This window comes from Mycobacterium sp. NPDC050853 (assembly GCF_040653875.1).
GTDB lineage: Bacteria > Actinomycetota > Actinomycetes > Mycobacteriales > Mycobacteriaceae > Mycobacterium.
On record NZ_JBFAGW010000001.1, the window covers coordinates 627,501 to 651,748 of the forward strand.

The window sequence follows — 24,248 nt, forward strand, 5'->3', positions numbered from 1 at the left end:
CCCCGAAGGGTCACCCTGTTAGGTGGACAGGGCGGGCCCCGCCCCCTCGATCTGGTGGCCCGCGCCGGTCATGTCCTTGAGGTCGACGCCGGAGCGGCCGATCTGACGCGCCCCCGCCACCAGCGCGGCCACGACCTGGGCCGCTTGGTCATAACTCAAGCCCTCGGGAGGATGGATATTGGAAACGCAATTGCGTTGCGCATCAGTGCATCCGACCATGGGATTGTGCGTGAGGTAGATCCCGACGCTGTCGGCGACCGAAAGACCCGGGCGTTCCCCGATGAGCACCAGCAGGGTGTCGACGCCAAGTGCGGCGCCAATATGGTCGCCTAAAGCCACCCTCGCCTGAGTCGCGACGACGAGCGGCGCAATCGAGTACCCCCGGAGCCGCTGGTGCAGCGCCTGCAACAGCTGTACCCCGTGATCGTCGAGGGCTCGTGGCGACAACCCGTCGGCCAGCACAATTCCGATATCGGCACCGGACTCGGGGAGCACGTCGAGCGCGCCATCGGCGGGTGCGCGCCCCAGGTCCGGGCGGCGCAGGTATTCGGATCGATCGCCCGCCCGGCTGGTCACCAGCAGCGGCGTGCCCAATCCGAGTCCGTCGATCCGGCCGGCCAAAGCGCGGGCGTCCAGTGGCGTGTGTACGGCGTCGCGGGCCGCGGCGTGCGCGGTCCCGAACTCCAGAACTCTGGTCGTGGGCAGCGCATCACCACTTCGCCCCAATCCGATTCGCGACTGGGTAGATCGACGCAGCGTCTCCCAAATATCCCGTGCCGCACCATCGTTGGCGACATCGCTCATAACAGCGCCCGCAATGGCGAGTCGTTGACCGGGATTTCACGCAGCCCGCCATCGCGTTCCAGCATGCCCATGCGGTCGAGCCAGTCATTGAACTCCGGGGCCGGGCGCAGGCCGAAGGTGCGGCGCGCGAACAGCGCATCGTGGAAGGACAGGCTCTGATACCCGAGCATGACGTCATCGGCCCCGGGCACCGCGATGACGAAGGCGACACCGGCAGCCGTGAGCACGGTCAGCAGGACATCCATGTCATCGGAGTCGGCCTCGGCGTGATTGGTGTAGCAGACGTCGACCCCCATCGGAAGTCCCAGCAGCTTGCCGCAGAAGTGGTCTTCCAGTCCCGCCCGGATGATCTGCTTTCCGTCGTAAAGATATTCCGGCCCAATGAATCCCACAACGGTATTGACCAGGAGTGGTTCCACCTCGCGCGCGACCGCGTAGGCGCGAGCCTCCAGCGTCTGCTGGTCTACCGGAACGCCTCCCACGCCGATATGCGCTCCTGCCGACAACGCGGACCCCTGACCGGTTTCCAGATACATGACGTTGTTACCCACGGTGCCGCGGGCCAACGAACGTCCGGCCTCGTTCGCCTCGCGCAGCAGCGAGAGGTTGACCCCGAAGCTTTCGTTGGCGCCTTCGGTCCCGGCAATCGATTGGAATACCAAGTCCACCGGCAGATTTCGTTCGATGAGCTCCATGGTGGTGGTGACGTGCGCGAGCACACATGACTGCGTCGGGATATCAAATCGCAATCGGATGTCATCGATGAGACGCAGCAGGTCGGCCGCGGCATGCGGGGAATCGGTCGCAGGGTTAATGCCGATGACAGCGTCGCCGCACCCCAGCAGCAGGCCGTCCAGCGTGGCGGCGGCGATCCCGCGCGCGTCGTCGGTGGGATGGTTGGGCTGCAGCCGGGTCGCCAGCGTTCCCGGCAGGCCGATGGTGGTGCGGAAGGCGCTGGGATTACGCACCGCGGCGCCAACCGCGATGAGGTCCTGATTACGCATCAGCTTGCTGACCGCCGCCACCATCTCGGGAGTCAGCCCGGGAGACAAATCCTTGAGGGACTGCGCCCCATGGGGTTTGGTGATGGTCTCCAGTAGCCAATCACGAAAATCGCCGACGGTGAGATGTGAGATGACCGCGAATGCCTCGGCGTCATGACTGTCGATGATGAGCCGGGTGACCTCGTCGGTGTCGTACGGCACGATCTCTTCGGATAAGAACGTCGCCAAGGGCACCTCGGCGAGTACCCAGCGCGCGGCGGCCCGCTCGGCATCCGATTGCGCCGCGCATCCTGCGAGTTCATCACCGGATCGAGGCGGCGAGGCCTTCGCGAGAACTTCGGCGAGCGATCCGAACTGGTAGGTGACCGGCCCGGCGATGTGGCGAAAGGTGCTCATAATATGCCTATTTCACTTCTTTTTCGGCTTCTGCAAGCGCCGCGAACTCCTCGTCCGGGGAGTTCGCTACCAAATGATGACGGCTGTATAACCCAAAGTACGCCATAAACAGCAGGAACACACCGAACGTGGCGAACGCCGCGGTGGTATCAACGATGAATGTCGCCACCACGGCCGCACAGGCGATCACCAGGGCGAACCCGCTGGTGACGATGCCGCCCGGGGTGCGGTACGGGCGCTCCATCTCGGGCTCGCGGACACGCAGCACGATATGGCTCACCATCATCAGCACGTAACTCAGTGCCGCACCGAACACCGCCATGTTCAGCAACATCGCGCCTTTTCCGGTGAGCGACAACAGGAATCCGATAAATCCGGGGACGATGAGCGCTAGGAGCGGGGCCTTTCGACTGTTGGTGACGGATAGCCCGGTCGGCAGGTAACCGGCCCGCGACAGCGCGAAGGTCTGTCGGCTGTAGGCGTAGACGATGGAGAAGAAGCTGGCGATGAGCCCGGCCAACCCGATGTAGTTGACGGCCTTCGCGACCGTGGTCGTACCCAGTGCCTCGACTAGAGGATTGCCCGACTGGCCCATCGCCTCAGCTCCCCCGACCCCGGGCACCAAGAACAGCACGGTTGTTCCGGTGATCACGAGCACCAGCATGGCCATCACGATGCCGCGTGGAATGTTTCTGGCCGGGTCGCGGGCTTCTTCGGCGGCCAGCGGGACACCCTCGATGGCCAGGAACAACCAGATGGCGAACGGCACCGCCGCCCAGATACCCAGGTATCCATAGGGTAAGAATGCCGAAGCACCCGTGGCTGTTTCAGCGACCGGGATATTGGTCAAGTTGTGTATATCGAACTTGCCGACCGCCCCCACGGCGAAGGTGATGAGGCCGACCAACGCGATACCGGTGATGACGAACATGGTCTTGAGGGCCTCACCCGCACCGCTGAGGTGGATGCCGATGAAGATCGCGTACGCGGCGAGATAGATCCACCAGCCGTCCTTGAGCCCGAACAAGTGCAGCGACTCGACGTAGCTGCCGATGAATGTCGCGATCGCGGCCGGTGCAATGACGTACTCAATGAGAATCGCCGTCCCCGTGGCGAATCCACCCCAAGGCCCCAGCGCGCGCCGCGCGAAAGTATACCCGCCGCCCGCGGTCGGCAGCGCGGACGACATCTCCGCCATGCTGAGCACCATGGCGAGGTACATCGCCGCGATGATGACCGCCGCGATGGCCATCCCCCCGAATCCGCCCTTGCTCAGCCCGGTGTTCCAGCCCGCGTAGTCGCCGGAAATCACATAACTCACCCCGAGCCCGGCCAGTAGCACCCAGCCGGCGGTACCCGATTTCAGCGTGCGCCGGGCGAGATAGTCGGCACCTTCGAGGTGTGATTGGACACCCGCGTGCTCGTGCGGTGCGTCGACGGCTTCACTGGCATTCGCGCCTCTATCGGTGCTGGACATCGTCCAATTGTGCGTGCGATGGCCCGCACGCGTGCGGTAGACGGCAAGATTCGTGCGGACGTTACGACCACGCAACAAACTGGGCAGTTCGATGGCCAATCATCGCGATGGTGGCGGCTGGCCCACGGCTCGGAATGGTCGGCATGATCGAGCCGTCGATGACGAAGAGCCCGTCGATTCCCCTGACACGGCAGTATTTGTCGACGACCGCATGCGTGTCACCGTCATTACCCATCGGAGCGGTTCCGCACAGATGCTGCGAGGTGGACCACCGCGGACCACCGAACCGCCGTCCATACAGATCGGACACCAGGCGCACGCCGTCACGCAACCGATCCATATCGGCGGCCTCACTGTCATAACGCAAGTCGATGTACACCGGTGCCGCAGGGTCAGCCGAGCGCAGCTCAACGCGACCGCGGCACTGCGGCGTCATCAATGCGACGCCGATCTGCCGAGCGTCCGGCCCTTTCACCTTCACCCCTGCCATCGCGGCGAATCCGGTTGTATAAGGCCGTATCTCGATATCCGTCTGACGGTCGGTGTGCAGCACGGTGTCCAGGACGGGATAGCCCGGCTGCCCCTCATCCCCGGTGTCCAGTACCCATTCCGCGTGGTCCATCACACGGGTACCGACACCCGGCAGGTCGACAACGGGCTCAACCCCCACCGCGCGTAGGTCATCCGCCGGCCCGAGCCCGGAAAGCAACAGCAGCTTGGCGCTCTCAATCGCCCCCGCACTCAAAATGATTCGATCGGCGGTCAGTGTCCGCACCGAGTTCGCAACCGCCACCTGTACCCTGGTAGCGCGCCCGCCGTTACACAACACCCGAAGGACACGAGTACCGGAATACACCGCGAGGTTGGGACGCCAGCCCGCCCCCTCCAGATATGCGCGCGCGGGCCCGACGCGCACCCCGCTGTCGATGTTGAGCGGCACCAGTCCCACCCCGACGCCTGCGGCGCCGTTGAGGTCCGCCACCACCGGATACCCGAGCTTGGCGGCGAAGCCCATCAATTCTCTTCCGGCGCTGCTCTGTTCGTGCTTGCGCCCGATCGGAATGGGTCCCGACGACCCATGCAGCGGATCGTCACGGAAGTCGCGGTCGGTCTCCATCGCACGGAAGTGTTCACGCACATCTGCCCAGGACCATCCCGGCACCGACCATCCATCGAAGTCTGCGGGCCGACCCCGGACGAAGTAGCCACCGTTGATCGCACCGGAGCCACCGACCACGGATCCCCGCACCAACTCGGCCTGGTCGCCTGTGGATGTCAGCGTCGCCCAGTAATAGGTGGCGACCTCGCTACCCGGTCCGATCGGCAGCCGGTACCCGTCACGTATACCGGCCTCGTCCGCGGAGGACGGCGGGCCCGCCTCGACAAGCACTACCCGAAACGACGGATCCTCGGAAAGACACCCTGCCAGAATGGAACCCGCGCTCCCCGCGCCCACAATGAGCGCATCCGCGTGGATCGGCCTGCTCAGGGCCGTAGTTCCGGTCGGAGCGCGCCGAGATTGCGCTCCTGCACGATCCCGGTCCACAAACCAATCCCGTAGGCGATGTCGTCGAGGCGCTTCAGCAGTACGTACTCGATCAGACCGATCCGGTCATCGGGTGAGGCCGAGTTGTCGTTGCGCTTCATCCAATCGACTACGCCGTCGACAATGGCTGCCACGACGAGCACCTGCCGGCTGCGCCGTGACAGCGCTGCCGCTACCAACGCCAACGGCCAGTAATGACGGCACAGCGCGGACGCGATCTGCAACGCGGCGCCACCCACCCCCTGGGCAGCGACCCGAGCGACATCACGTGGCGGGGTGTCCACTCCTCTGAGCGTGCGCGCCACGCGTCCGGCCGCCAGTACCGCCATTCCCGCCGCGGCCAGATATCCCATTCCAGAACCCACCGCCGCAAGAATCCACACCAGCAGTGTCCACCGTGAGATGACCATCGGCGCCACCTTGTCAGGGTGACGCGTCGACAGCGGTGCGGCACTTCTTCCGTAGAATGCTTTGCGCGCGAACCATTCCCGAAGGGTAAGCCTGTGGTCATGCGCCACATGGGATACCGGTTCGTACCTAAGCCGAGAACCTGCCTCGATCAGCCGCCAGCAGAGGTCCACATCCTCGCCACATCGCAGCGACTCGTCGAATCCACCGATCCCATCGATCGCCGACCGACGGACCACGATGGCCGCACTGGGCACGTAGGACACCGGACCGTATGGCACGACCGGGGCCTCACGCAGTCCAAGATCCAGCGAGGATCTGACTGCTTCATATCGAGCAATAGCGTTGTCGCTCAGCACCAATCCCACGATGCGTGGGGCAACCAGGGCCACCGCCGGATCGCTGAAATGACCCAGCAGTCCCTCCAGCCAGCCGCGCCTGGGCACCACATCGGAATCGAGAAACGCGACGAAGTCCGTGGTCACCAGCTTCAGCCCGGTGTTGCGCGCGGCCGCCGGTCCCTGGCTGTCGGCATGGCGCACCACGCGCACGTCACAGTGCATCCCCTCGAGATCACTCTCCATGATCGGGATAGTGGAGCCGTCGTCGATGACGATGACGGACATTCCGCGCAATGCGCGCAGCAGCCTGCGCAACCCAAATCCATTGTTAAGGCATGGAATAACGACGGTCACATCACGGTAACCGGGCCCACCCGTGGGGCGGGGATGGGCGACTGTCGCGTCCAGCAGTGTCCGTGCGAGCTGGGCGCTGGTCGCATCTCGCACCTCAAGCCGTCCACCGGAAAGCAGAGTTCGCGCGGCAGGGGCCAACCGCAGCAGCCGAGTCGGGGAGCCACCTAGCAGCGCCGAGCCCTCATCGAGAACGCGAACCCGCCGGTCCACCTGAACCGCGAATCCGTCTGGCAGTCTGCCGTCCGGCACGAACACACCCTGCACGCCCCGCGTGTCTCCGTCGCTTGTGGTCATACCAGCCGCCCGTCGGCATCGGGCGCCCAGCGACGCACCGCGTCGGCGCATCCTCGGGTCATCGTGGTGAGCATCCGCGCGCCGTCCTGACTGTTGGCGGTCGTCGGATCGCCGAGTACGCCGATCGCACTCACCGCCGCCACTCCGCCTGCCCGCATCGGTGTCATCAACTCACGTAGCGGTGCGGAATTTCCGGCACACACTTTCTCGCGTCGCACCGATTCTGGTGAAATATGCAGCAGCAGAGACGTTTCCACGTGTCCGGCGTGAGCGTCGCCGCCCTCGACGGCACACGCCCACCATGCGATATCGCGACCTTCTGAACGCAGCAACCGCACCGCCGACACCGTCGCCTCAATATTGCCGCCATGACCGTTCACGAACACGATGCGCCGACACCACTGAGTGGCCGACCTCCCGTACTCGACGAGAACGTGGGTCAGCGCCGCGGTACCGATCGAGATTGTTCCAGCGAAGGATTGGTGTTCCCCACTGGCTCCGTACGTTATGGCCGGAGCGAGAACTGTTCGGGTGTCTCCGGCATCGGCCCTCAGCTCCCGGGCCGCACCGGTTGCCACGGCACCAGCAATCTGTGTGTCGGTATCCAACGGCAGGTGCGGCCCATGCTGTTCGGTTGAGCCGAGCGGAGTAAACAGGGTGATGGCCTCGTCTGCGAGCTCCCGAGAGGTGGCGGTGCTCAAGACAGTCGGGACAGCCACCCGCCGATGGTAGGCCGAATTCACCTCAAATGCATCCAAAGTTGGCGCACCCGAGCGAGGTCTTTACATCCTTGCTGGCCGTCGGCTTATGCGCTGGCGGCCACTTCGCCCCGATTGTCACGTCAGTCCCTGGCGCCACATCGCCACTGTCTCACTGCAGGAAACAGTGTGTTCAGTTCGCGGTGCGCTTAACTAGTGCCTTCCGAGGCCCCGGGCAAATCCCTGGGGGATCAGGAGGTCCTCTGGGGACAGTTCGTGTACAGACTTCTTAGCGAGGCCCATCAGCGCCGAGTCGATCCCGCCACGCATGATGTCGAGAACGTTCTCGACTCCGGCCTGACCGCCCGCCGCCAGACCCCACAGGTATGCCCGTCCGATCATCACCGCGCGGGCACCGAGGGCCAATGCCTTGACGACGTCGCTGCCCCGGCGAATGCCACCATCCAGCAGCACCTCGAGATCGTTTCCGACGGCCGCGGCGATGCCCGGCAGCGCGCGGATCGCCGCCGGGGTGCCATCGAGGTTGTTGCCGCCGTGGTTGGACACCGAGATTGCCGAAACACCGCAATCCACAGCACGTTTCGCATCGTCGACGCGCATGACGCCCTTGAGCATGAACGGACCGTCCCATTGCTCACGCATCCATCGGACGTCGTCCCACGTCGGCGCCGGAGTTCCCATCCACTGCCCATAGGCGTCGAAGAAGGGCGGGCCGGCTTCCCCGCGGGCCGCCTGGTTGGGCACCCGCAGGTCCGGGATGTTCATCTTCTTCCCGAACGACCACAGCCAGCCGGGCTTGGTGACAACTTCCGGCGCCAGTCGGATCATCGACCGCAGGTTCATCTTCTCAGGGATGGATGGGCTGCCCCAATCCCTTCCATGCGAGAAACTCCAGTCGAGTGTAGCTATAAGACCAACGGCACCAGCGTCTTTCGCGCGCTGAATGCGCTGAGCCACCTCGTCACGACCACCGAGCCAATAGATCTGGAAATGCGTCTTCGGGTTGGCGGCCACCACGTCCTCGATGGGCTTGCTCGCGAACGAGGACAGTCCCATTGCGGTTCCGCGCGCGGCGGCGGCACGCGCCACAGCGACCTCACCGTCGGGGTCGACTGCCTGCACCCCGGTGGGCGAGATCATCACAGGCAGTGAGATCTCTTGACCAAGAACAGTTGTCGAAAGTTCACGGTCCGGCTGGATGCCGACGACATGGGGCTCGAATCCGAGCTCACCGAACGCCTCCACATTGTCGCTGACGGTCAGCCCCTTCTCGCTGGCCGAGATCAGCGAGCTGTAGACGGACTTCGGCAGTCGTTTCTTGGCCCGTTGCTGGGCAATCGCGACCGTCTCGAACCAGGTGTTGCGGGCCATCTACCGTCCTGCTCGTAAGTTGGAAAGGGGGTTCTCATCGCACGCGCGCGAGGGTGGCCTCTGCGTCAAAGTCAGTGCAACAGGGCCGGCGGCCGGCCTACCCTTCTTCTTCGAATGCGAATGGTCGCCACTGGGTTTGGGCACCACGCGATCAGCGGCCAGCGCGGCCTCGCCATAGCCTTGAACGCATTCCGGATCGGGCCCGTCCATCGGGAGTCCGGTGAAGAACTTGGCCGCCATGCAGCCGCCTCGGCAGCTGTCGTAATGCCCGCAGCTGCCGCACGCGCCCGCCGACTGCGGCTCGCGCAGCTCGTTGAACAGCCGCGAGTGCTTCCACACCGCGTCGAATCCACTGTCGGACAACACATTTCCAGCAAGGAAGCGGTCGTGGATGGCGAAGGGGCAGGCGTACACGTCACCCACCGGATCGATCAGGCACACCACCCGACCAGCGCCGCACATGTTCAGGCCCGGCAGGCCACCCGAGCCGTCTCCGTATGCCGACAGGTGGAAGAAAGAATCGCCCGTGAGTACCCGATCCCCGTTGAGCACCAGCCAGTCGTACAGCTGGCGCTGCTGCGCCGCGGTCGGATGTAGCTCGTCCCACACATCGGCCCCACGGCCGGAGGGGCGGAGGCGCGTGATTCGGAGCGTGGCACCATATCTCGCGGCAAGCGCGGCGAACTCGTCGAGTTGGTCCACGTTATGTCGCGTGACCACCACCGAAATCTTGGCGTCCTTGAATCCGGCCGCAGCCAGGTTCTCCAGCGCCCGAACGGCCATGGCGAACGATCCCACACCACGTACCGCGTCATTGACCTCCGCGGTCGCGCCATCCAGCGAGATCTGCACGTCCACATAGTCGCTCGCGGCAAGACGCGCGGCGACTTCCTCGGTAATCCGCACGCCGTTGGTCGAGAACTTGACCCCCACGTGGTGCTCGGTCGCGTAATCGACGAGCTCCCAAAAGTCCGATCGCACAGTGGGCTCACCTCCACCGATGTTCACGTAGAACACTTGCATGCGTTCCAGCTCGTCGATGATGTCCTTGCACTGCTGCGTGGATAGCTCGCGCGGGTCGCGCTTGCCCGACGATGACAGGCAGTGCACACAGGACAGGTTGCAGGCGTAGGTCAGCTCCCAGGTGAGACAGATGGGCGCATCCAGTCCCTTTTCGAACTGGTCCACAAGTTTCGGAGCCGCAACGTCAGCGACATTCAGACGGGGCAGTGCCGGAGCGGTCGCGGATGAGCCGCTTACGCGAAGAGCAACGGTCATGGGGAGTCCTCTCGGGTCACGATCATCGTCGAATCCGCCAGCACGGTCAGGGCCCGTCGATACGTGGCGGCCTGGTCGTCGTCCACACCGGCTGCTCGCCAAGCGTTCTCAGCGCTGCTGTGGTCGGTGAGCGACTGCACGATCTGCAGCAGAGTGCGATTCTTCAGGAAGGACAGCTTGCGGGTGCCGAAGTGGTAGAGCAGCGCGCCGAACGGTTCCGGACGCAGCGACACCTGCGGGTGTAACTGCCAGGGTCGGGTCCAGTCGAAACCGGTGGGCGCCTCGTCAATCATGGCGCTCATTGAGGTGGGGCGTCTCAGTAGACGCCGCACATCCCGTCGATCGACACCTCTTCGACCAGCGATTCTTGCACCAGCTCGGTGGTTGATGAGCCGCTTGCGCGAAGAGCATCGGGGTCGGTGGTCTGTCCGGCGACAGTGGTGGGCTCGGCCATCTGTTCACTCCCTTGTGAGTTTCGACTGGGGCTTCCGATGAGCCGCTTGCGCGAAGAGCACCGAAGCAGTCACGATAATAATGGCATCGAGTGCAGAAAGGGAAGAGGGTGTCAGGAATATGGCGGAATTGGCGAAATGAACGCACAGGCGCCGCGCGTAGGCCGACGCCCTTCCACGACCCGGGAGGAGATCACCACGGTCGCCATGGCGTTGTTCGCAGAGCGCGGCTTCGACGAGGTGAGCGTCGACGACATCGCCGCGGCGGCCGGCATCGCCCGGCGCACGGTATTTCGTTACTACAGCTCCAAGAATGCGATTGTGTGGGGAGACTTCGACGCTCACCTCGCGGTGATGCGCGCGCTCCTGGAAGCGACTCCGGACACCTTGGACACCAGCACCGCCCTGCGCCGGGCGCTGTTGACCTTCAACAACTTTCCTGCCGACGAAACCCCGCGGCACCGCATGCGAATGCGACTGATTCTGGAAATCCCGGCATTGCAGGCATATTCGATGCTGATGTATACCGGCTGGCGCGATGTCATCGCACAGTTCGTGGCCCGGCGCGGCGGCATTGATCCCCACACACTCTTGCCTCAGACGGTTGCCTGGACACTGCTGGGTGTGGCACTCGCCGCCTACGAACAATGGCTCGCTGACGAATCGTCGGCGCTTACCGCACTACTCGGCAAGGGTTTCGATGCCGCGGAGGCGGGCCTGCGGGCCCTGGGTTAACCCGACGAAGAACTAGAGCACCTCGGCGATCGGTGTTCCCGCCGCGATCTTGGCCCGCATCTTCATCACCGGACCGGCCATCCCACAGCCCACGACCCCGGTGAGAACGCCGTCGCGCTCCAGATAGGCCAGGAACTTGCGGCCATCGTCGGAGATGATGTGCACGATGTCCGAGTCCCCGAGATGGCCGAGCGACTGAATCTTCACGTCGTACTGGTCACTCCAAAAGTACGGCACGGCAGCCGCATTCGCGGCGGGATCTTGACCGAGTAGCGCCGGCACGAGAGCCCGGACCTGTTCGGCGACATTGCTCCAGTGCTCCACACGGCTAGGACGCCCATCGGCATCCGCCCATGCGGCGACATCGCCCAGCGCCCAGACATGCGAGGCACTGGTGCGACCTACGGCATCGCACACCACACCGTTGTCCACCGCGACGCCCGACCCTTCCAGCCAATCGGTCGCGGGTCGGCTCCCGATACCCAGCACCACGAGATCCGCATCCAGCAGTGTCCCGTCCGACAGCGTGACGGACTGGACGTGCCCCTCCCCCGCCACGGCATCCACGCCGACGCCCACACGAACGTCGACACCTTCATTGCGGTGCAGCCTCGCGACCAGGTCGCCAAGCTGCTGACCAATCGCAGCCAATAGCGGGGCAGGTTGCGGTTCGACGAGAACCACGTCAACTCCGTTGGCCCGCAATGTAGATGCAACCTCACATCCGATGAATCCCGCTCCGACAACGACCGCCTGCCGTGCGTTCGCGGCATCGTCGCGCAGCGCGAAGCTGTCGTCGGCGGTGCGCAGTACGTGGATACCGTCCAGGTCGGGGAAGGCGGGAATGCGACGGGGAACGAGGCCGGTCGCGATGATCACCTCTCCGTACTCCAACGCGCTTCCGTCATCGAGGGTCACCGTCCGGGCGACCGGATCCAGCGAGACGACCTTTCCGCCGAGTCGTAGCTCAATCTGCTTTTCGTCGTAGAACTCTCGGGGCTTGAGAACCACCGCATCGATGGTCTTGTCCGCGTCACGCAAGACGTCCTTGGACAGCGGCGGACGGTCATAGGGCAGGTGGGACTCGCTACTCACTATGGTGATCGGCCCGGCGTACTCCGCGCGACGCAGCTGTTCGGCGGTTCGCGCCGCACCCAGCCCACCGCCAATGATCAGTACGCCTCGCTCCGCGTCGCTCCCGGTCGCTTCATTCACGGTCTCTTCATACACGACTGGACACACGAGTCGTCCAACCTCCTACCCCAGCCTCCTACCCCTGGACCTGCGCGCGGTCCACCAAGTTGGAGAGCACCACGATGCTCTCGGTGCGATCGATATCCCCGCTGGAACGGATGCGTTCCAGCGCCCGCTCGAGGTGCTGGATATCGCGTGCCAACACCCGCAGCATCGCATCGGAGGTTCCGGTCACCGTCGCGGCGCTCACCACCTCGGGTATGTCAATCCAGGCGCGCCGCAAGCTTTCCGGGGTAATGGTGCCCTGACAGTAGACCTGAACGTACGCCTCGGTGTTCCAACCGACGGCAGCGCGATCCACCACGGTGGTGAAGCCCTTGATCACCCCCGTGGCGACCAACCGGTCGACACGGCGCTTGACCGCTGGGGCCGAAAGGTTCACCTCCGCGCCTATCTCGGCGAATGTCGCTCGGGCATTACGCATCAACAACGTCACGATGCGCTCATCGGTGGCATCCAGCTCGGCCATTCACGCCCCTTCTCCGGCGATTCAATTCTTTTCTGCAATAGAATGCCAAATCCAACATCCAGACGCAATAAACCATGCTATTTAAAACAACGAATGGAGATTGATTGCAGGAATCGACTCTCATACGCTCAGCACATGACCGTTGTGCACGAGGGTGGACACCCGGCCGAATCGCCGACACACCAACCAGACAGAACACCGACGACACGTCACTACGTGATGGTGCCGCCGACGTACTACACCGTCGAGTACGCAATCAACCCCTGGATGGACGTGTCCAATCCCGTCGACCCGGTGCTCGCCACCGCCCAATGGGATGTGCTGCGCGCCACCTATGAAAGTCTTGGTCACACCGTAGACATCCTGTCCCCAGTCGCCGGCCTGCCGGACATGGTTTACGCAGCCAATGGCGGAATCGTGTTGCGGGGCAACGCTGTCGTGGCCCGATTCACGCACGCCGAACGCGCCGGAGAGTCCACCGCGCACGCCGAGTGGATGCGCAGGAACGGACTACGTCCCATGTACTCGCGTTACACCAACGAGGGCCAGGGCGACTTCCTACTGGTAGGCGACATCATGTTGGCGGGTACGGGTTTTCGCACCGATGTCAGGGCGCACGTCGAAGTCGCACGGATGCTCGACATTCCCGTCGTGACGCTGGAGCTCGTCGATCCGCGCTTCTATCACCTGGATACCGCACTGGCCGTACTGGATCCGCAGACCATCGCGTACTACCCATCGGCATTCAGTGAGGCTTCCCAGGCCAGGTTGCGGTTCATGTACCCCAACGCCATCATCGCCAGTTCCGCCGATGCCTATGTGCTCGGTATGAATGCGGTATCCGACGGTCGCCACGTCATGCTGCCCGCCGCGGCGACCGGATTCGCCGAGCAGCTCCGCGCCGCCGGATTCGAACCGGTCGGGATCGACCTTTCCGAACTACTCAAGGGCGGCGGATCGGTGAAATGCTGCACACTGGAGCTGCACTCGTGACCGTCACGGAACAGGCTCCCAGCATGTCATCTGATTCGTACAGAAGCTCCGAACTCATCGGACTGACCGACCAGTACGGCGCCCACAACTATGCGCCGCTACCGGTCGTCGCCGAACGTGCCGCGGGCGCATGGATCGAAGACGTGGAAGGCAAGCGGTACCTGGATTGTCTGGCCGCCTATTCGGCGGTGAACTTCGGACACGGGAACCCCGAGATCCTCGCGACCGCGCACGCACAGCTCGACAGAGTCACCCTGGTGAGCCGGGCATTCCATTCGGATCGTCTCGGCACGTTCTGCCGCGACCTCGCCCGGCTCTGCGGCAAGGGCATGGTGCTGCCGATGAACACCGGCGCCGAGGCCGTCGAGAGCGGGATCAAGGTCGCCCGCAAATGGGGCACCGACGTCAAGGGAGTGCCCGCGGGCCAGGCCAACATCGTGGTGGCACACAACAACTTCCATGGCCGCACCATCAGCATTGTGAGCTTCTCCTCGGACGAGACGGCACGTGGCGGGTTCGGTCCGTTCACGCCCGGGTTCCGCGGCGTCCCGTTTGGAGACATCGATGCGCTGGCCCGGGCTATCGACGACGACACCGTCGCCGTGCTCCTGGAGCCCATACAAGGCGAGGCCGGCATCGTCATTCCACCCCGCGATTACCTGCCGGCCGTCCGCGCACTGTGCACCGAGAGCAATGTTCTGTTCATCGCCGACGAGATCCAGTCCGGGCTCGCCCGCACCGGCCGGACATTTGCCTGCGACCACTGGAACGTGGTCCCGGACGTGTACCTGCTAGGCAAGGCGCTCGGCGGCGGTGTGGTACCCGTCTCGGCCGTGGTGGCCGATACCGACGTGCTCGGGGTGTTGCACCCCGGTGAACACGGCTCCACCTTTGGCGGAAATCCGTTGGCAGCGGCCATCGGTTCGACCGTCGTGGCAATCGTCGAGCGCGGTGAATTCCAGCGGCGATCGGCCGCGCTGGGAAGGCACCTACGTGCCCGTCTCGATGCCCTGATCGGGCACGGTGTCACCGAGGTGCGTTCGCTGGGATTGTGGGCCGGGGTAGACATCGATCCGAATCTGGCAACCGGAAGACAAATCAGTCTGCGCATGGCAGAGTGTGGCGTCTTAGTGAAGGACACGCATGGCGCGACTCTCCGGTTTGCACCACCCCTCGTCATCACCGAGGACGAAATCGATTGGGCGATAGACCAGTTCGCTGAAGCGCTGGCCAACGCCCGGTAGGTTTCGCCCGGCCCCAGGAGGCACTATGGCACCCTCGTCACCCAGCCTTGCCCAGCAGCTGCTGCGCCGCCGTCCTACGTCGGGGGCGCCCACTGCCCACGGCGCCGGCGGGCATCTGAGGCAGTCGATGGGAACTTTCCAGCTCACCATGATCGGCGTCGGCGCCACGGTGGGCACCGGCATCTTCTTCATCTTGGCCGAATCCGTGCCCAAGGCGGGCCCCGGGGTGATGGTCTCGTTCATGGTCGCGGGTCTCGCCGCGGGACTGGCCGCGCTCTGTTATGCCGAATTGGCCTCCGCGGTACCGGTATCGGGCTCCTCGTTCTCCTACGCGTACACCACCTTGGGCGAACTGGCGGCGATGGTCGTGGCCGCCTGCCTGCTGCTGGAGTACGGCGTGTCAGCGGCCGCGGTGGCGGTGGGCTGGAGCCAGTATCTCGACAAGCTTCTGGTCAACGTCTTCGGATCGCATCTGCCGCACGCGATCAGCGCCGCACCATGGGACAACGTGGACCCCGCGCTACCGCATGCCTGGCTCAACCTGCCTGCGGTGGTCCTGATCGTCATGTGCGCAATCCTGCTCATCCGCGGGACAAGTGAGTCCGCACTGGTGAACACCGTCATGGTGCTACTCAAACTCGCCGTCCTGACGGTGTTCGCGATCATCGCGTTCACCGCCTTTCAAGCGGGCAACTTCACCGACTTCGCACCGTTCGGCGTCAGCGGTATCGGCGCTGCGGCCGGCACGATCTTCTTCACCTATGTCGGGTTGGACACCGTGTCCACCGCGGGCGAGGAAGTGAAGGACCCGCAACGGACCATGCCGCGTGCGCTCATCGCCGCGCTCCTTATTGTCACCGTTTTCTATCTGGTGGTTGCCCTTGCGGCATTGGGCGCGCAGCCGTGGAGAGAGTTCGAAGGGCAGTCCGCCGGCCTGGCCCTGATTCTGGATAAAGTCACCGGAAGTACTTCTGCCAGTACATTCCTCGCGGCGGGCGCGGTCATTTCGATCTTCTCGATCACTCTGGTCTCGATGTACGGACAGACCCGCATTCTGTTCGCCATCGGCCGCGACGGCCTGCTGCCCTCGGTCTTCGCACAGGTCAACCCCCGCACGCTGACGCCGGTGAACAACACGATCATCGTCGCCGTCGTCGTGGGCCTGATGGCCGCCTTCGTACCGCTGAACAGCCTCGCAAACATGGTGTCGATCGGCACACTCACCGCGTTCATCGTCGTATCGATCGGCGTCATCATTCTGCGGGTCCGAGAACCCGAGCTACCGCGCGCCTTTCGGGTTCCGGGCTACCCGGTCACACCGGTCCTCTCTGTCATTGCCTGCGGTTACATTCTGTTCAGCCTGCCCTGGGTAACCTGGATTGCCTTCGGATCCTGGGTCACTGTGGTGCTGGCGTTCTATCTACTGTGGGGCCGTCACCACAGCGCGCTCAACGAACCACCCTCAGTGCCAAGCGTTTCTGCCGAGAAGGAACCGGTATGACCGTCGTCGTCGGATACCTCTCCGGCAAGGGCGGCAAGGGTGCGCTACACCTGGCCGTCGAATCCGCCCGTGTCCTGGAGACCTCGCTCACCGTCACCACCGTCGTGCCAAAGCCATGGTCCACATTGTCGAAAGCTAAAATCGACGCCGAGTACGCCCAATGGGCACAGAAGCTGTCGGACGACTCAAAGTCCGAAGCCGCCGCATATCTTGAAAAGATCAACGCCGGAATCGATGTCACGTTCCACAACGTGGCACACCGCTCGGTGTCGGGCGGGCTCCTCGAGGCCGTGGAGGCGTCCGACGCCGAGGTGCTCGTCGTCGGGTCCGCCTCAGAGGGGAGCCTCGGGCAGGTGGTCCTGGGCTCCACCGGTGACCGGCTGTTGCACTCCTCCCCCATCCCGCTAGCCATCAGTCCACGCGGCTACCGGGGCTCGAAGGAGGGCACCGTCAGCCGGGTGACCTGCGGGTACCCCGGCACGGCGGAGGCGGTTGACGTTGTGCACCAGGCTGTTCGGCTGACACAGCGTCTGCATGCACCGCTACGGGTCGCCACCTTCGCGGTGCGCGGCCGCACCATGCTGACCGCCGGGGTCGGCCCCGAGGCCGAGGATGCCGTCCTCGCAAGCTGGGTCACCCAGTCCGAGGAAGCGTTGGCGGAGCTGCGTCGCAAGGACATCGTGGGACCCGATGTCGAGTTGCGGGTGGTCACGGGCGACAGCTGGGATGACGCATTGGACAGTGCCGACTGGCTAGACGGCGAGTTGCTGGTCCTCGGCAGCCGGCCACACAGCACCGTCGCCCGCGCCTTCCTGGGTTCTCGCGCAACCAAAATCGTCAGGCACAGCCCGGTCCCCGTCGTGGTGATGCCGGGCTAGCCCTCGCGTCAGTACGTCAGGTGCCCCTTGTCCACCGGCACCTGCGCACCGGCCAGGGTGCCCGACGCATCGCTCGCCAGCCATAGCACCACATCGGAGATTTCGTCGGGTTCGAGCATCTTGTTGGGCGACAACGGCATTGGGGCAATACTCGGCAGGTAGTTGGGGTGCTCGGCGAGGATCTTCATCATGGAGTCGCCGGTGATCATCGGCGTGGTCACCCCGTACGGATGGATCGAGTTGACGCGGATGCCGTACTCGGCGAGTTCGATCGTCAACGACTTGGTGAGACCGGTCAGTCCGAATTTCGAGGCAACATAGGCGCCGTTACCCGGGGTGCCCTTGAGCCCCGACACCGAGCTCACGATCACGATCGAGCCCCCATTACCGGCCTCGATCATCGTCGGGACAACGGCTTTCACGGTCTTCCAGGTGCCGGTGAGGTTGGTGTCGATGACGTCTTCCCACTGCTGGTCGGGCATCTCCCACAACCGCGACCAGCTCAGCACTCCGGCATTGGCGATAAGGATGTCGATACGCCCGAACTGCGCGACAGCCTCCTCGACCACGCTCTGCAGGGCGGCGCCATTGCGGATATCAGCCTGCTCGGCGATGATCTTGCGCCCAGTCTCCTCGATGAGCCGGACGGTTTCCTTGAGGTCTTCGGGTGTCGCGGCCTCGTACGCCGCGTACTCCGACACGGGAGCACAGGCGTCGATCGCCACGATGTCCGCACCGGCCTGCGCCAGTCGCACGGCATGCTGACGTCCCTGCCCACGGGCCGCACCGGTTACGAAGGCCACTTTTCCAGCCAGGGGCTGCTCTGCCATGTCTGTTGCTCCTTTGCAATCGAAAACCAGGCTAGCAGCAGTTCTAGAACGTGTTCCAGTTCAATGACCGTTCAGCGGGTAATCAACCTAAAGGTCACCGAGAATCTCCGCACGTTTGGCGTTGTACTCGGGTTCGGACACCAGCGATGTCGCCTTCAACCGGTCCAGCTCGGCGAGCCGATCCGCGACAGAACTCTTGGCTTCTGCCGCCTGCCCGGCCCCCTCGGTCTTGCGCAGAATCGCGTCGATCTGTTGACGGACAACTGGATTCGACCGAACATCCACGACGCCGCCGACACCGATACCATTGGCCTTGAGGATCTTCATGATCTCGAACAACGGGCCGGCCTGGCCGGTGAGGTCATACTCACGGCCATATGCCGAACTGGTGAACTTGGCCGGCATCAGGCCGCTGAGCAAAGCGCTGCGCTGCCAATCGATCTGGAAGTTCTCGGTACCCGGCTCAACCAACACGACGAGCTTCCCCCGGGCGAGCGCGGGACCCTGCAGTACCGACACCCTGGTCCGCGTCTCGGCTCGGAACGGGCTGATCCCGTCACCGTGCACCTGCAACGTGAGCTTGATGACCGGTTGATCATTGACCCTCATCCCGGTCTCATTGGCCGCCACCACATCGGCCAGCGCAAGAATGCCGTTGGCCTCCAACAGCTTGCGGGTCTCCTCGGTTCTGGTGAATATCACCGTCAAAACGAACGCGATGACCACGATCGCGATGGTGATACCGACACCGCTATAAAGCATCCAGCTCACCATGGGGTCGTCGATGACGTAGTACATCACCCAGAAGATCGGCCCCACGATCCCACATAGCAACGAGAAGGCAAGGATCTTCAGGAACCGTGTGACCACGTTCATGGCGTACATCATCCATGACCATCAGGGTGTCTTGTGCGGGATCCGCCCGACCCCTAATATTGACAATGCATGTTGCCAAAGATGTCGACATCATCGCACGAGGAGGCCTTCCGATGCCCAAGCTCACCGTGGTCGACAAGCCACCGACAGGCGACCCGCACCCCTTCGACCACTACTTCCGGCCTGGAATGGAGCTGCGCCCAATTCCCGAGGGCAAGAACGAATTCGGATGGATCTGGCGCCACTGTCGACACTATTTGTTCGATCCATGGTTCGACGTGGAAGACGAGGTGACCCCGACACCGGCGACCCGCCTCTTCGACGATCACATGTGGCAGGGCGACGAACCGATGGACGCCGTCGTGGATCTGTTTCACGAGCTCGGACCGGGCGAAGCACGGGCACTGTTCGAACAGGCCGTCGAGCATGGCATTGACAGTCTGGACAACCCACCCGATGCGCTGCGCGCGCTCTTCGCGGAGGCCTACCGCGTGCCGGAATGGTGGAATCCCGCCAAGGCGGAACGGGGCCGGCTACGGGCACGGCAGGTGACGACGGCGACCACCGCCGTCATGGCAACCTTCGCAGTCTTCGACACCGTCATGAACTCGGATGTCTCGGCGGCCACCGGAGCCACCGGCCGGTTCCGCTATCAGAGTGCGCAACGCCTGGCCGAAACGAATCGGTTCTTCTCGATGATCTTCGATCGTGACGGATTGGTTCCCGGTTCCGAACAGATCAAGCTGACCATGCGGGTTCGGCTGGTGCACTCACTGGCTCGCCGCGGATTGCGCAGCGCCTGGGGCGAGGACAACTTCGCTCAGTACGGTGCCCCCATTTCGAACGCGTCTATGTGCGGATTCATCGAGGCGATGCTCGGCGCTCTGCTGGTCGACTACCGACTCGGAAGGCCTTGCACCCTCAGGGAAATCGATGACGTATGGCACTACCTGCTGCGGTGGGCGTTGATGTTCGGCGTCACCGAAGACCTGCTGCCGCGCACCGGTATCGACGCGATGCGCAATCTCGACTATCTCCTCGCACGCTCCGGCGACGCATCGCGTTGGCGCGTCGAGCTGATCGAGGCGCTCGCCACGGGAATGACGGGTGCACACACGGGTCCGATCCGACGTGTCTTCGCGGAGGTTCTCGCCGGCCCGGGTTCGATGCTCATGGGACCGGAGGCGATGGATGAGTTCTTCCAGGGCACAACCTTCGAAGGGGTAAACCACCGCATGTCGGGTCGGCTGTTCAGCGTGGCGGCGACGGCCAATGCCAACGCATCCGCGGTCCTGGATCGACTACCCGGCATCGGCCTGGTGCGCCGACAGCTGGTTGCCCTCAACCCCAATCCCAGTGCGGTGAACAATCTTTTGTCCGAGTTGATCGAGAAACGCGCCAAGGTGGCCTCGACCTACACGATGCACGACAACAACACCTCCGGGCACTCGTTCACTCGTTAGCGCCAACGCGCGGTCAACAGCCACTGCCCCACAACGAAAACGGCGCCCACCCCGAAGGGTGAGCGCCGTTTCCTTGGCGTCCTTTAGATCACTTGTGGATCTTGGTAACGCGACCGGCGCCGACGGTACGGCCACCTTCACGGATCGCGAAACGCAGGCCCTCGTCCATGGCCACCGGCTGGATCAGCTTGACGGAGATGTCGGTGTTGTCACCGGGCATAACCATCTCGGTGCCCTCAGGCAGTGTCACCACACCGGTCACGTCCGTGGTACGGAAGTAGAACTGCGGGCGGTAGTTGTTGAAGAACGGCGTGTGACGGCCGCCCTCGTCCTTGGACAGGATGTAGACGCTGCCGTCGAACTCGGTGTGCGGAGTGGTGGTGCCGGGCTTGACCACAACCTGGCCACGCTCGACGTCCTCACGCTTCACACCACGGACCAGCAGACCGACGTTGTCGCCGGCCTGGCCCTGATCGAGCAGCTTGCGGAACATCTCGACACCGGTGACGGTGGTCTTGGTGACGGTGTCCTTGATGCCGACGATCTCGACGTCCTCGTTCACGTTGATCACGCCACGCTCGACGCGACCGGTCACCACGGTGCCACGACCGGTGATGGTGAACACGTCCTCAACGGGCATCAGGAACGGCTTGTCGGTCTCACGAATCGGATCCGGGACCGACTCGTCAACCGCGTCCATCAGGTCGGCAACGGTCTTGCCCCACTCGGCGTCGCCCTCGAGCGCCTTGAGCGCCGAAACACGAATCACCGGAGCGTTGTCGCCGTCGAAGTCCTGGCTGCTCAGCAGCTCCCGGACCTCCAGCTCGACGAGCTCGAGGAGCTCCTCGTCGTCCACCATGTCGGACTTGTTCAGCGCGACGAGGATGTAGGGCACACCCACCTGGCGAGCAAGCAGCACGTGCTCGCGCGTCTGCGGCATCGGGCCGTCGGTCGCCGCGACCACCAGGATTGCGCCGTCCATCTGGGCGGCACCGGTGATCATGTTCTTGATGTAGTCAGCGTGGCCGGGGGCGTCGACGTGCGCGTAGTGACGCTTCTCGGTCTGGTACTCCACGTGCGAGATGTTGATCGTGATACCACGAGCCTTCTCTTCGGGAGCGTTGTCGATCTGGTCGAAGGCTGACGCCTCGTTCAGAGTCGGGTACTTATCGTGCAGCACCTTGGTGATCGCTGCGGTGAGAGTGGTCTTGCCGTGGTCAACGTGACCGATGGTCCCGATGTTGACGTGCGGCTTCGTCCGCTCGAACTTCGCCTTCGCCACTGTTGTGTCCTCCTGGACTTTCTGTTGTCTCTGAGACTTTCTCAGAGGCAAGGGGTTTTCATTTGCCTAGCGGACTCACTCGCGCAAGCCCGAATGGGTCGATAGCTTTCGCTACTCCCCAGTCGCCTTCGCGATGATCTCCTTCGACACGTTGGCCGGAACTTCGGCGTACGAGTCGAACACCATGGAGTAGTTGGCCCGGCCCTGAGTCTTCGACCGAAGGTCGCCGACATAACCGAACATTTCTGACAGCGGCACGTGCGCCCTCACGATACGGGCACCGCTGCGCTCCTCCATGGCCTGGATCTGACCACGGCGGGAGTTCAGGTCGCCGATCACGTCCCCCATGTAGTCCTCGGGGGTAATGACCTCGACGGCCATGATGGGCTCCAGGATGACGGGCTGTGCTTGTCCGGCAGCCTTTTTGAACGCCTGCGAGCCGGCAATCTTGAAGGCCATTTCCGAGGAGTCAACGTCATGGTAGGCGCCGTCGAGCAGCGTCAGTTTGACGTTCACCAGCGGATACCCGGCCAGGATGCCGTACTGCATGGCGTCTTGGGCGCCAGCATCCACCGACGGGATGTACTCGCGCGGCACGCGGCCACCGGTGACCTTGTTGACGAACTCGTAGGTGGCGCCGTCCTCGGCGTCCACCAACGGCTCCAGCGTAATCAGAACCTTGGCGAACTGGCCCGAGCCGCCGGTCTGCTTCTTGTGGGTGAACTCGACCTTCTCTACCGCGCGGCGGATGGTCTCGCGGTAGGCCACCTGCGGCTTGCCGACATTCGCCTCGACCTTGAACTCGCGGCGCATGCGGTCCACCAGGATGTCCAGGTGCAGCTCGCCCATGCCGCCGATGATGGTCTGGCCGGTCTCGTCATCCTGCTTGACCTTGAAGGTGGGGTCCTCTTCGGCAAGCTTCTGGATCGCGGTGCCCAGCTTTTCCTGGTCGCTCTTGGTCTTGGGCTCGATGGCCACCTGGATCACCGGATCCGGGAAGGTCATGGACTCCAGTACTACCTGGTTGCTTGGGTCGCACAAGGTGTCACCGGTGGTGGTGTCCTTGAGGCCGATGGCCGCGTAGATATGGCCGGCCGACGCGGTCTCCACAGGGTTTTCCTTGTTGGAGTGCATCTGGAATAGCTTGCCGAGGCGCTCCTTCTTGCCCTTGGTGGAGTTGATCACCTGGGCACCCGAATCAAGCTTGCCCGAGTACACCCGGATGTAGATGAGCTTGCCGAAGAACGGGTGGGTGGCCACCTTGAAGGCCAGCGCGCTGAACGGCTCGTCTGTCGACGGCTTACGCGTGACCAGCTCGTCCTCCTTACCGGGGACGTGGCCGGTGACCGACTCGACGTCCAACGGCGACGGCAGGTAGTCGATGACGGCGTCCAGCATCGGCTGCACACCCTTGTTCTTGAACGCGCTGCCACACAGCACCGGATATAGCTGCGAGGTCACCGTCAGCTTACGAATGGCGCCCTTGATCTCGTCGATCGTGAGCTCTTCGCCGCCAAAGTACTTCTCCAGCAGAACCTCATCGGTTTCGGCGACGGTCTCCAGCAGCTTGGCGCGGTACTCGTCGGCCTTGTCGGCGAGCTCGGCCGGGATCTCCACGGTCTCGTACTTCTCGCCGAGCTTGGTCTCACCGCGCCACACCTTGGCGTTCATTTCGACCAGATCGATGATGCCCTCGAAGTCACCCTCGGAGCCGATCGGCAGCTGGATGGGCAGCGCACGCGCACCGAGCCGGTCCTCAATGGTCTTGACGGTGAAGTAGAAGTCGGCGCCCAGCTTGTCCATCTTATTGACGAAACAGATACGCGGCACGTCGTACTTGTCGGCCTGACGCCACACCTGCTCGGACTGCGGCTCCACGCCCTCTTTGCCGTCAAACACCGCGACGGCGCCATCGAGTACGCGCAGACTGCGCTCCACCTCGACGGTGAAGTCGACGTGCCCGGGGGTGTCGATGATGTTGATCTGGTTGTCGTTCCAGAAGCAGGTGGTGGCGGCGGATGTAATGGTGATGCCGCGCTCTTGCTCCTGCTCCATCCAGTCCATGGTGGCCGCGCCGTCGTGGACCTCACCGATCTTGTAGCTGATGCCGGTGTAGAACAGGATGCGCTCGGTGGTGGTGGTCTTACCGGCATCGATATGCGCCATGATGCCGATATTGCGGACCTTGTTCAGGTCGGTCAGCACTTCCTGTGCCACAGAAGTTTCCGCTCTTTCGCTTCGAATGGGATGGACGAACTGGGCGGGCCTCGTGTTGGGTG

General features: G+C 63.7%; 22 protein-coding genes. 6 read left to right on the top strand and 16 right to left on the bottom strand.

Features of this window, described 5'->3' with window-relative positions:
• Positions 1 to 18: 18 nt before the first annotated feature.
• From eutC to mftA, 10 genes are all read right to left on the bottom strand, one after another.
• Complete coding sequence (eutC, locus tag AB0H22_RS02975; RefSeq protein ID WP_358144676.1) at positions 19 to 804, bottom strand: ethanolamine ammonia-lyase subunit EutC; 786 nt, start codon at positions 802 to 804, stop codon at positions 19 to 21.
• Positions 801 to 2,204, bottom strand: a complete 1,404-nt coding sequence (locus tag AB0H22_RS02980; protein ID WP_180748687.1) for an ethanolamine ammonia-lyase subunit EutB — start codon at positions 2,202 to 2,204, stop codon at positions 801 to 803. Before AB0H22_RS02980 ends, eutC begins: the two co-directional genes overlap by 4 nt.
• 7 nt (positions 2,205 to 2,211) lie before the next feature.
• Complete coding sequence (gene eat / locus AB0H22_RS02985; protein ID WP_358144678.1) at positions 2,212 to 3,681, bottom strand: ethanolamine permease; 1,470 nt, start codon at positions 3,679 to 3,681, stop codon at positions 2,212 to 2,214.
• 61 nt (positions 3,682 to 3,742) lie between these two features.
• On the bottom strand, positions 3,743 to 5,140 hold the full coding sequence (gene mftG / locus AB0H22_RS02990; protein WP_358146030.1) for a mycofactocin system GMC family oxidoreductase MftG: 1,398 nt from the start codon (positions 5,138 to 5,140) through the stop codon (positions 3,743 to 3,745).
• A 26-nt stretch (positions 5,141 to 5,166) separates the two neighbouring features.
• The gene (mftF, locus tag AB0H22_RS02995; RefSeq protein WP_358144680.1) at positions 5,167 to 6,624 is read right to left on the bottom strand and encodes a mycofactocin biosynthesis glycosyltransferase MftF; all 1,458 of its coding nucleotides are present in this window, start codon (positions 6,622 to 6,624) and stop codon (positions 5,167 to 5,169) included.
• A complete protein-coding gene (gene mftE / locus AB0H22_RS03000) occupies positions 6,621 to 7,367 on the bottom strand; it encodes a mycofactocin biosynthesis peptidyl-dipeptidase MftE (protein WP_180748690.1) in 747 nt (248 codons plus the stop codon). Before mftE ends, mftF begins: the two co-directional genes overlap by 4 nt.
• 168 nt (positions 7,368 to 7,535) lie before the next feature.
• Complete coding sequence (gene mftD, locus AB0H22_RS03005) at positions 7,536 to 8,714, bottom strand: pre-mycofactocin synthase MftD (protein ID WP_180748691.1); 1,179 nt, start codon at positions 8,712 to 8,714, stop codon at positions 7,536 to 7,538.
• The gene (gene mftC, locus AB0H22_RS03010) at positions 8,715 to 9,992 is read right to left on the bottom strand and encodes a mycofactocin radical SAM maturase (protein WP_180748692.1); all 1,278 of its coding nucleotides are present in this window, start codon (positions 9,990 to 9,992) and stop codon (positions 8,715 to 8,717) included.
• Positions 9,989 to 10,294 (bottom strand): mycofactocin biosynthesis chaperone MftB, encoded by a 306-nt coding sequence (mftB, locus tag AB0H22_RS03015; RefSeq protein WP_180748693.1) that lies wholly within the window; start codon positions 10,292 to 10,294, stop codon positions 9,989 to 9,991. Before mftB ends, mftC begins: the two co-directional genes overlap by 4 nt.
• Before the next feature lie 14 nt (positions 10,295 to 10,308).
• The gene (gene mftA / locus AB0H22_RS03020; RefSeq protein ID WP_078359775.1) at positions 10,309 to 10,446 is read right to left on the bottom strand and encodes a mycofactocin precursor MftA; all 138 of its coding nucleotides are present in this window, start codon (positions 10,444 to 10,446) and stop codon (positions 10,309 to 10,311) included.
• A 136-nt stretch (positions 10,447 to 10,582) separates the two neighbouring features.
• Here mftA and mftR point away from each other — a divergent pair, with 136 nt between their 5' ends.
• Complete coding sequence (gene mftR / locus AB0H22_RS03025) at positions 10,583 to 11,179, top strand: mycofactocin system transcriptional regulator (RefSeq protein WP_180748694.1); 597 nt, start codon at positions 10,583 to 10,585, stop codon at positions 11,177 to 11,179.
• 12 nt (positions 11,180 to 11,191) lie between these two features.
• On the opposite strand, the gene AB0H22_RS03030 is transcribed toward mftR, so the two are convergent.
• Together AB0H22_RS03030 and AB0H22_RS03035 are read right to left on the bottom strand one after the other, a co-directional pair.
• Positions 11,192 to 12,394: an FAD-dependent oxidoreductase gene (locus AB0H22_RS03030; RefSeq protein ID WP_180748695.1), complete on the bottom strand. Its 1,203-nt coding sequence runs from the start codon at positions 12,392 to 12,394 to the stop codon at positions 11,192 to 11,194.
• Positions 12,395 to 12,449: 55 nt separating this feature from the next.
• The gene (locus tag AB0H22_RS03035) at positions 12,450 to 12,902 is read right to left on the bottom strand and encodes an Lrp/AsnC family transcriptional regulator (RefSeq protein WP_180748696.1); all 453 of its coding nucleotides are present in this window, start codon (positions 12,900 to 12,902) and stop codon (positions 12,450 to 12,452) included.
• 135 nt (positions 12,903 to 13,037) lie between these two features.
• On the opposite strand from AB0H22_RS03035, the gene ddaH reads away from it, so the two are divergent.
• From ddaH to AB0H22_RS03055, 4 genes are read left to right on the top strand one after another with little or no spacing between them, the layout of a single operon-like run.
• Positions 13,038 to 13,895, top strand: coding sequence for a dimethylargininase (gene ddaH / locus AB0H22_RS03040; protein WP_180748697.1), 858 nt, complete (start codon positions 13,038 to 13,040; stop codon positions 13,893 to 13,895).
• A 23-nt stretch (positions 13,896 to 13,918) separates the two neighbouring features.
• Positions 13,919 to 15,139, top strand: coding sequence for an ornithine--oxo-acid transaminase (gene rocD / locus AB0H22_RS03045; protein WP_180748698.1), 1,221 nt, complete (start codon positions 13,919 to 13,921; stop codon positions 15,137 to 15,139).
• Positions 15,140 to 15,164: 25 nt separating this feature from the next.
• A complete protein-coding gene (locus AB0H22_RS03050) occupies positions 15,165 to 16,640 on the top strand; it encodes an amino acid permease (protein WP_180748699.1) in 1,476 nt (491 codons plus the stop codon).
• Positions 16,637 to 17,518 (top strand): universal stress protein, encoded by an 882-nt coding sequence (locus AB0H22_RS03055; protein WP_358144686.1) that lies wholly within the window; start codon positions 16,637 to 16,639, stop codon positions 17,516 to 17,518. Before AB0H22_RS03050 ends, AB0H22_RS03055 begins: the two co-directional genes overlap by 4 nt.
• An 8-nt stretch (positions 17,519 to 17,526) precedes the next feature.
• On the opposite strand, the gene AB0H22_RS03060 is transcribed toward AB0H22_RS03055, so the two are convergent.
• The gene (locus AB0H22_RS03060; RefSeq protein ID WP_358144689.1) at positions 17,527 to 18,348 is read right to left on the bottom strand and encodes a mycofactocin-coupled SDR family oxidoreductase; all 822 of its coding nucleotides are present in this window, start codon (positions 18,346 to 18,348) and stop codon (positions 17,527 to 17,529) included.
• Between the two features lie 87 nt (positions 18,349 to 18,435).
• Positions 18,436 to 19,224, bottom strand: coding sequence for a hypothetical protein (locus AB0H22_RS03065; protein WP_180748702.1), 789 nt, complete (start codon positions 19,222 to 19,224; stop codon positions 18,436 to 18,438).
• A 113-nt stretch (positions 19,225 to 19,337) separates the two neighbouring features.
• Here AB0H22_RS03065 and AB0H22_RS03070 point away from each other — a divergent pair, with 113 nt between their 5' ends.
• The gene (locus tag AB0H22_RS03070) at positions 19,338 to 20,687 is read left to right on the top strand and encodes an oxygenase MpaB family protein (RefSeq protein ID WP_180748703.1); all 1,350 of its coding nucleotides are present in this window, start codon (positions 19,338 to 19,340) and stop codon (positions 20,685 to 20,687) included.
• Between the two features lie 88 nt (positions 20,688 to 20,775).
• On the opposite strand, the gene tuf is transcribed toward AB0H22_RS03070, so the two are convergent.
• A complete protein-coding gene (gene tuf, locus AB0H22_RS03075) occupies positions 20,776 to 21,969 on the bottom strand; it encodes an elongation factor Tu (protein ID WP_078359767.1) in 1,194 nt (397 codons plus the stop codon).
• Positions 21,970 to 22,080: 111 nt separating this feature from the next.
• Positions 22,081 to 24,186: an elongation factor G gene (fusA, locus tag AB0H22_RS03080; RefSeq protein WP_180748704.1), complete on the bottom strand. Its 2,106-nt coding sequence runs from the start codon at positions 24,184 to 24,186 to the stop codon at positions 22,081 to 22,083.
• Positions 24,187 to 24,248 lie beyond the last annotated feature (62 nt).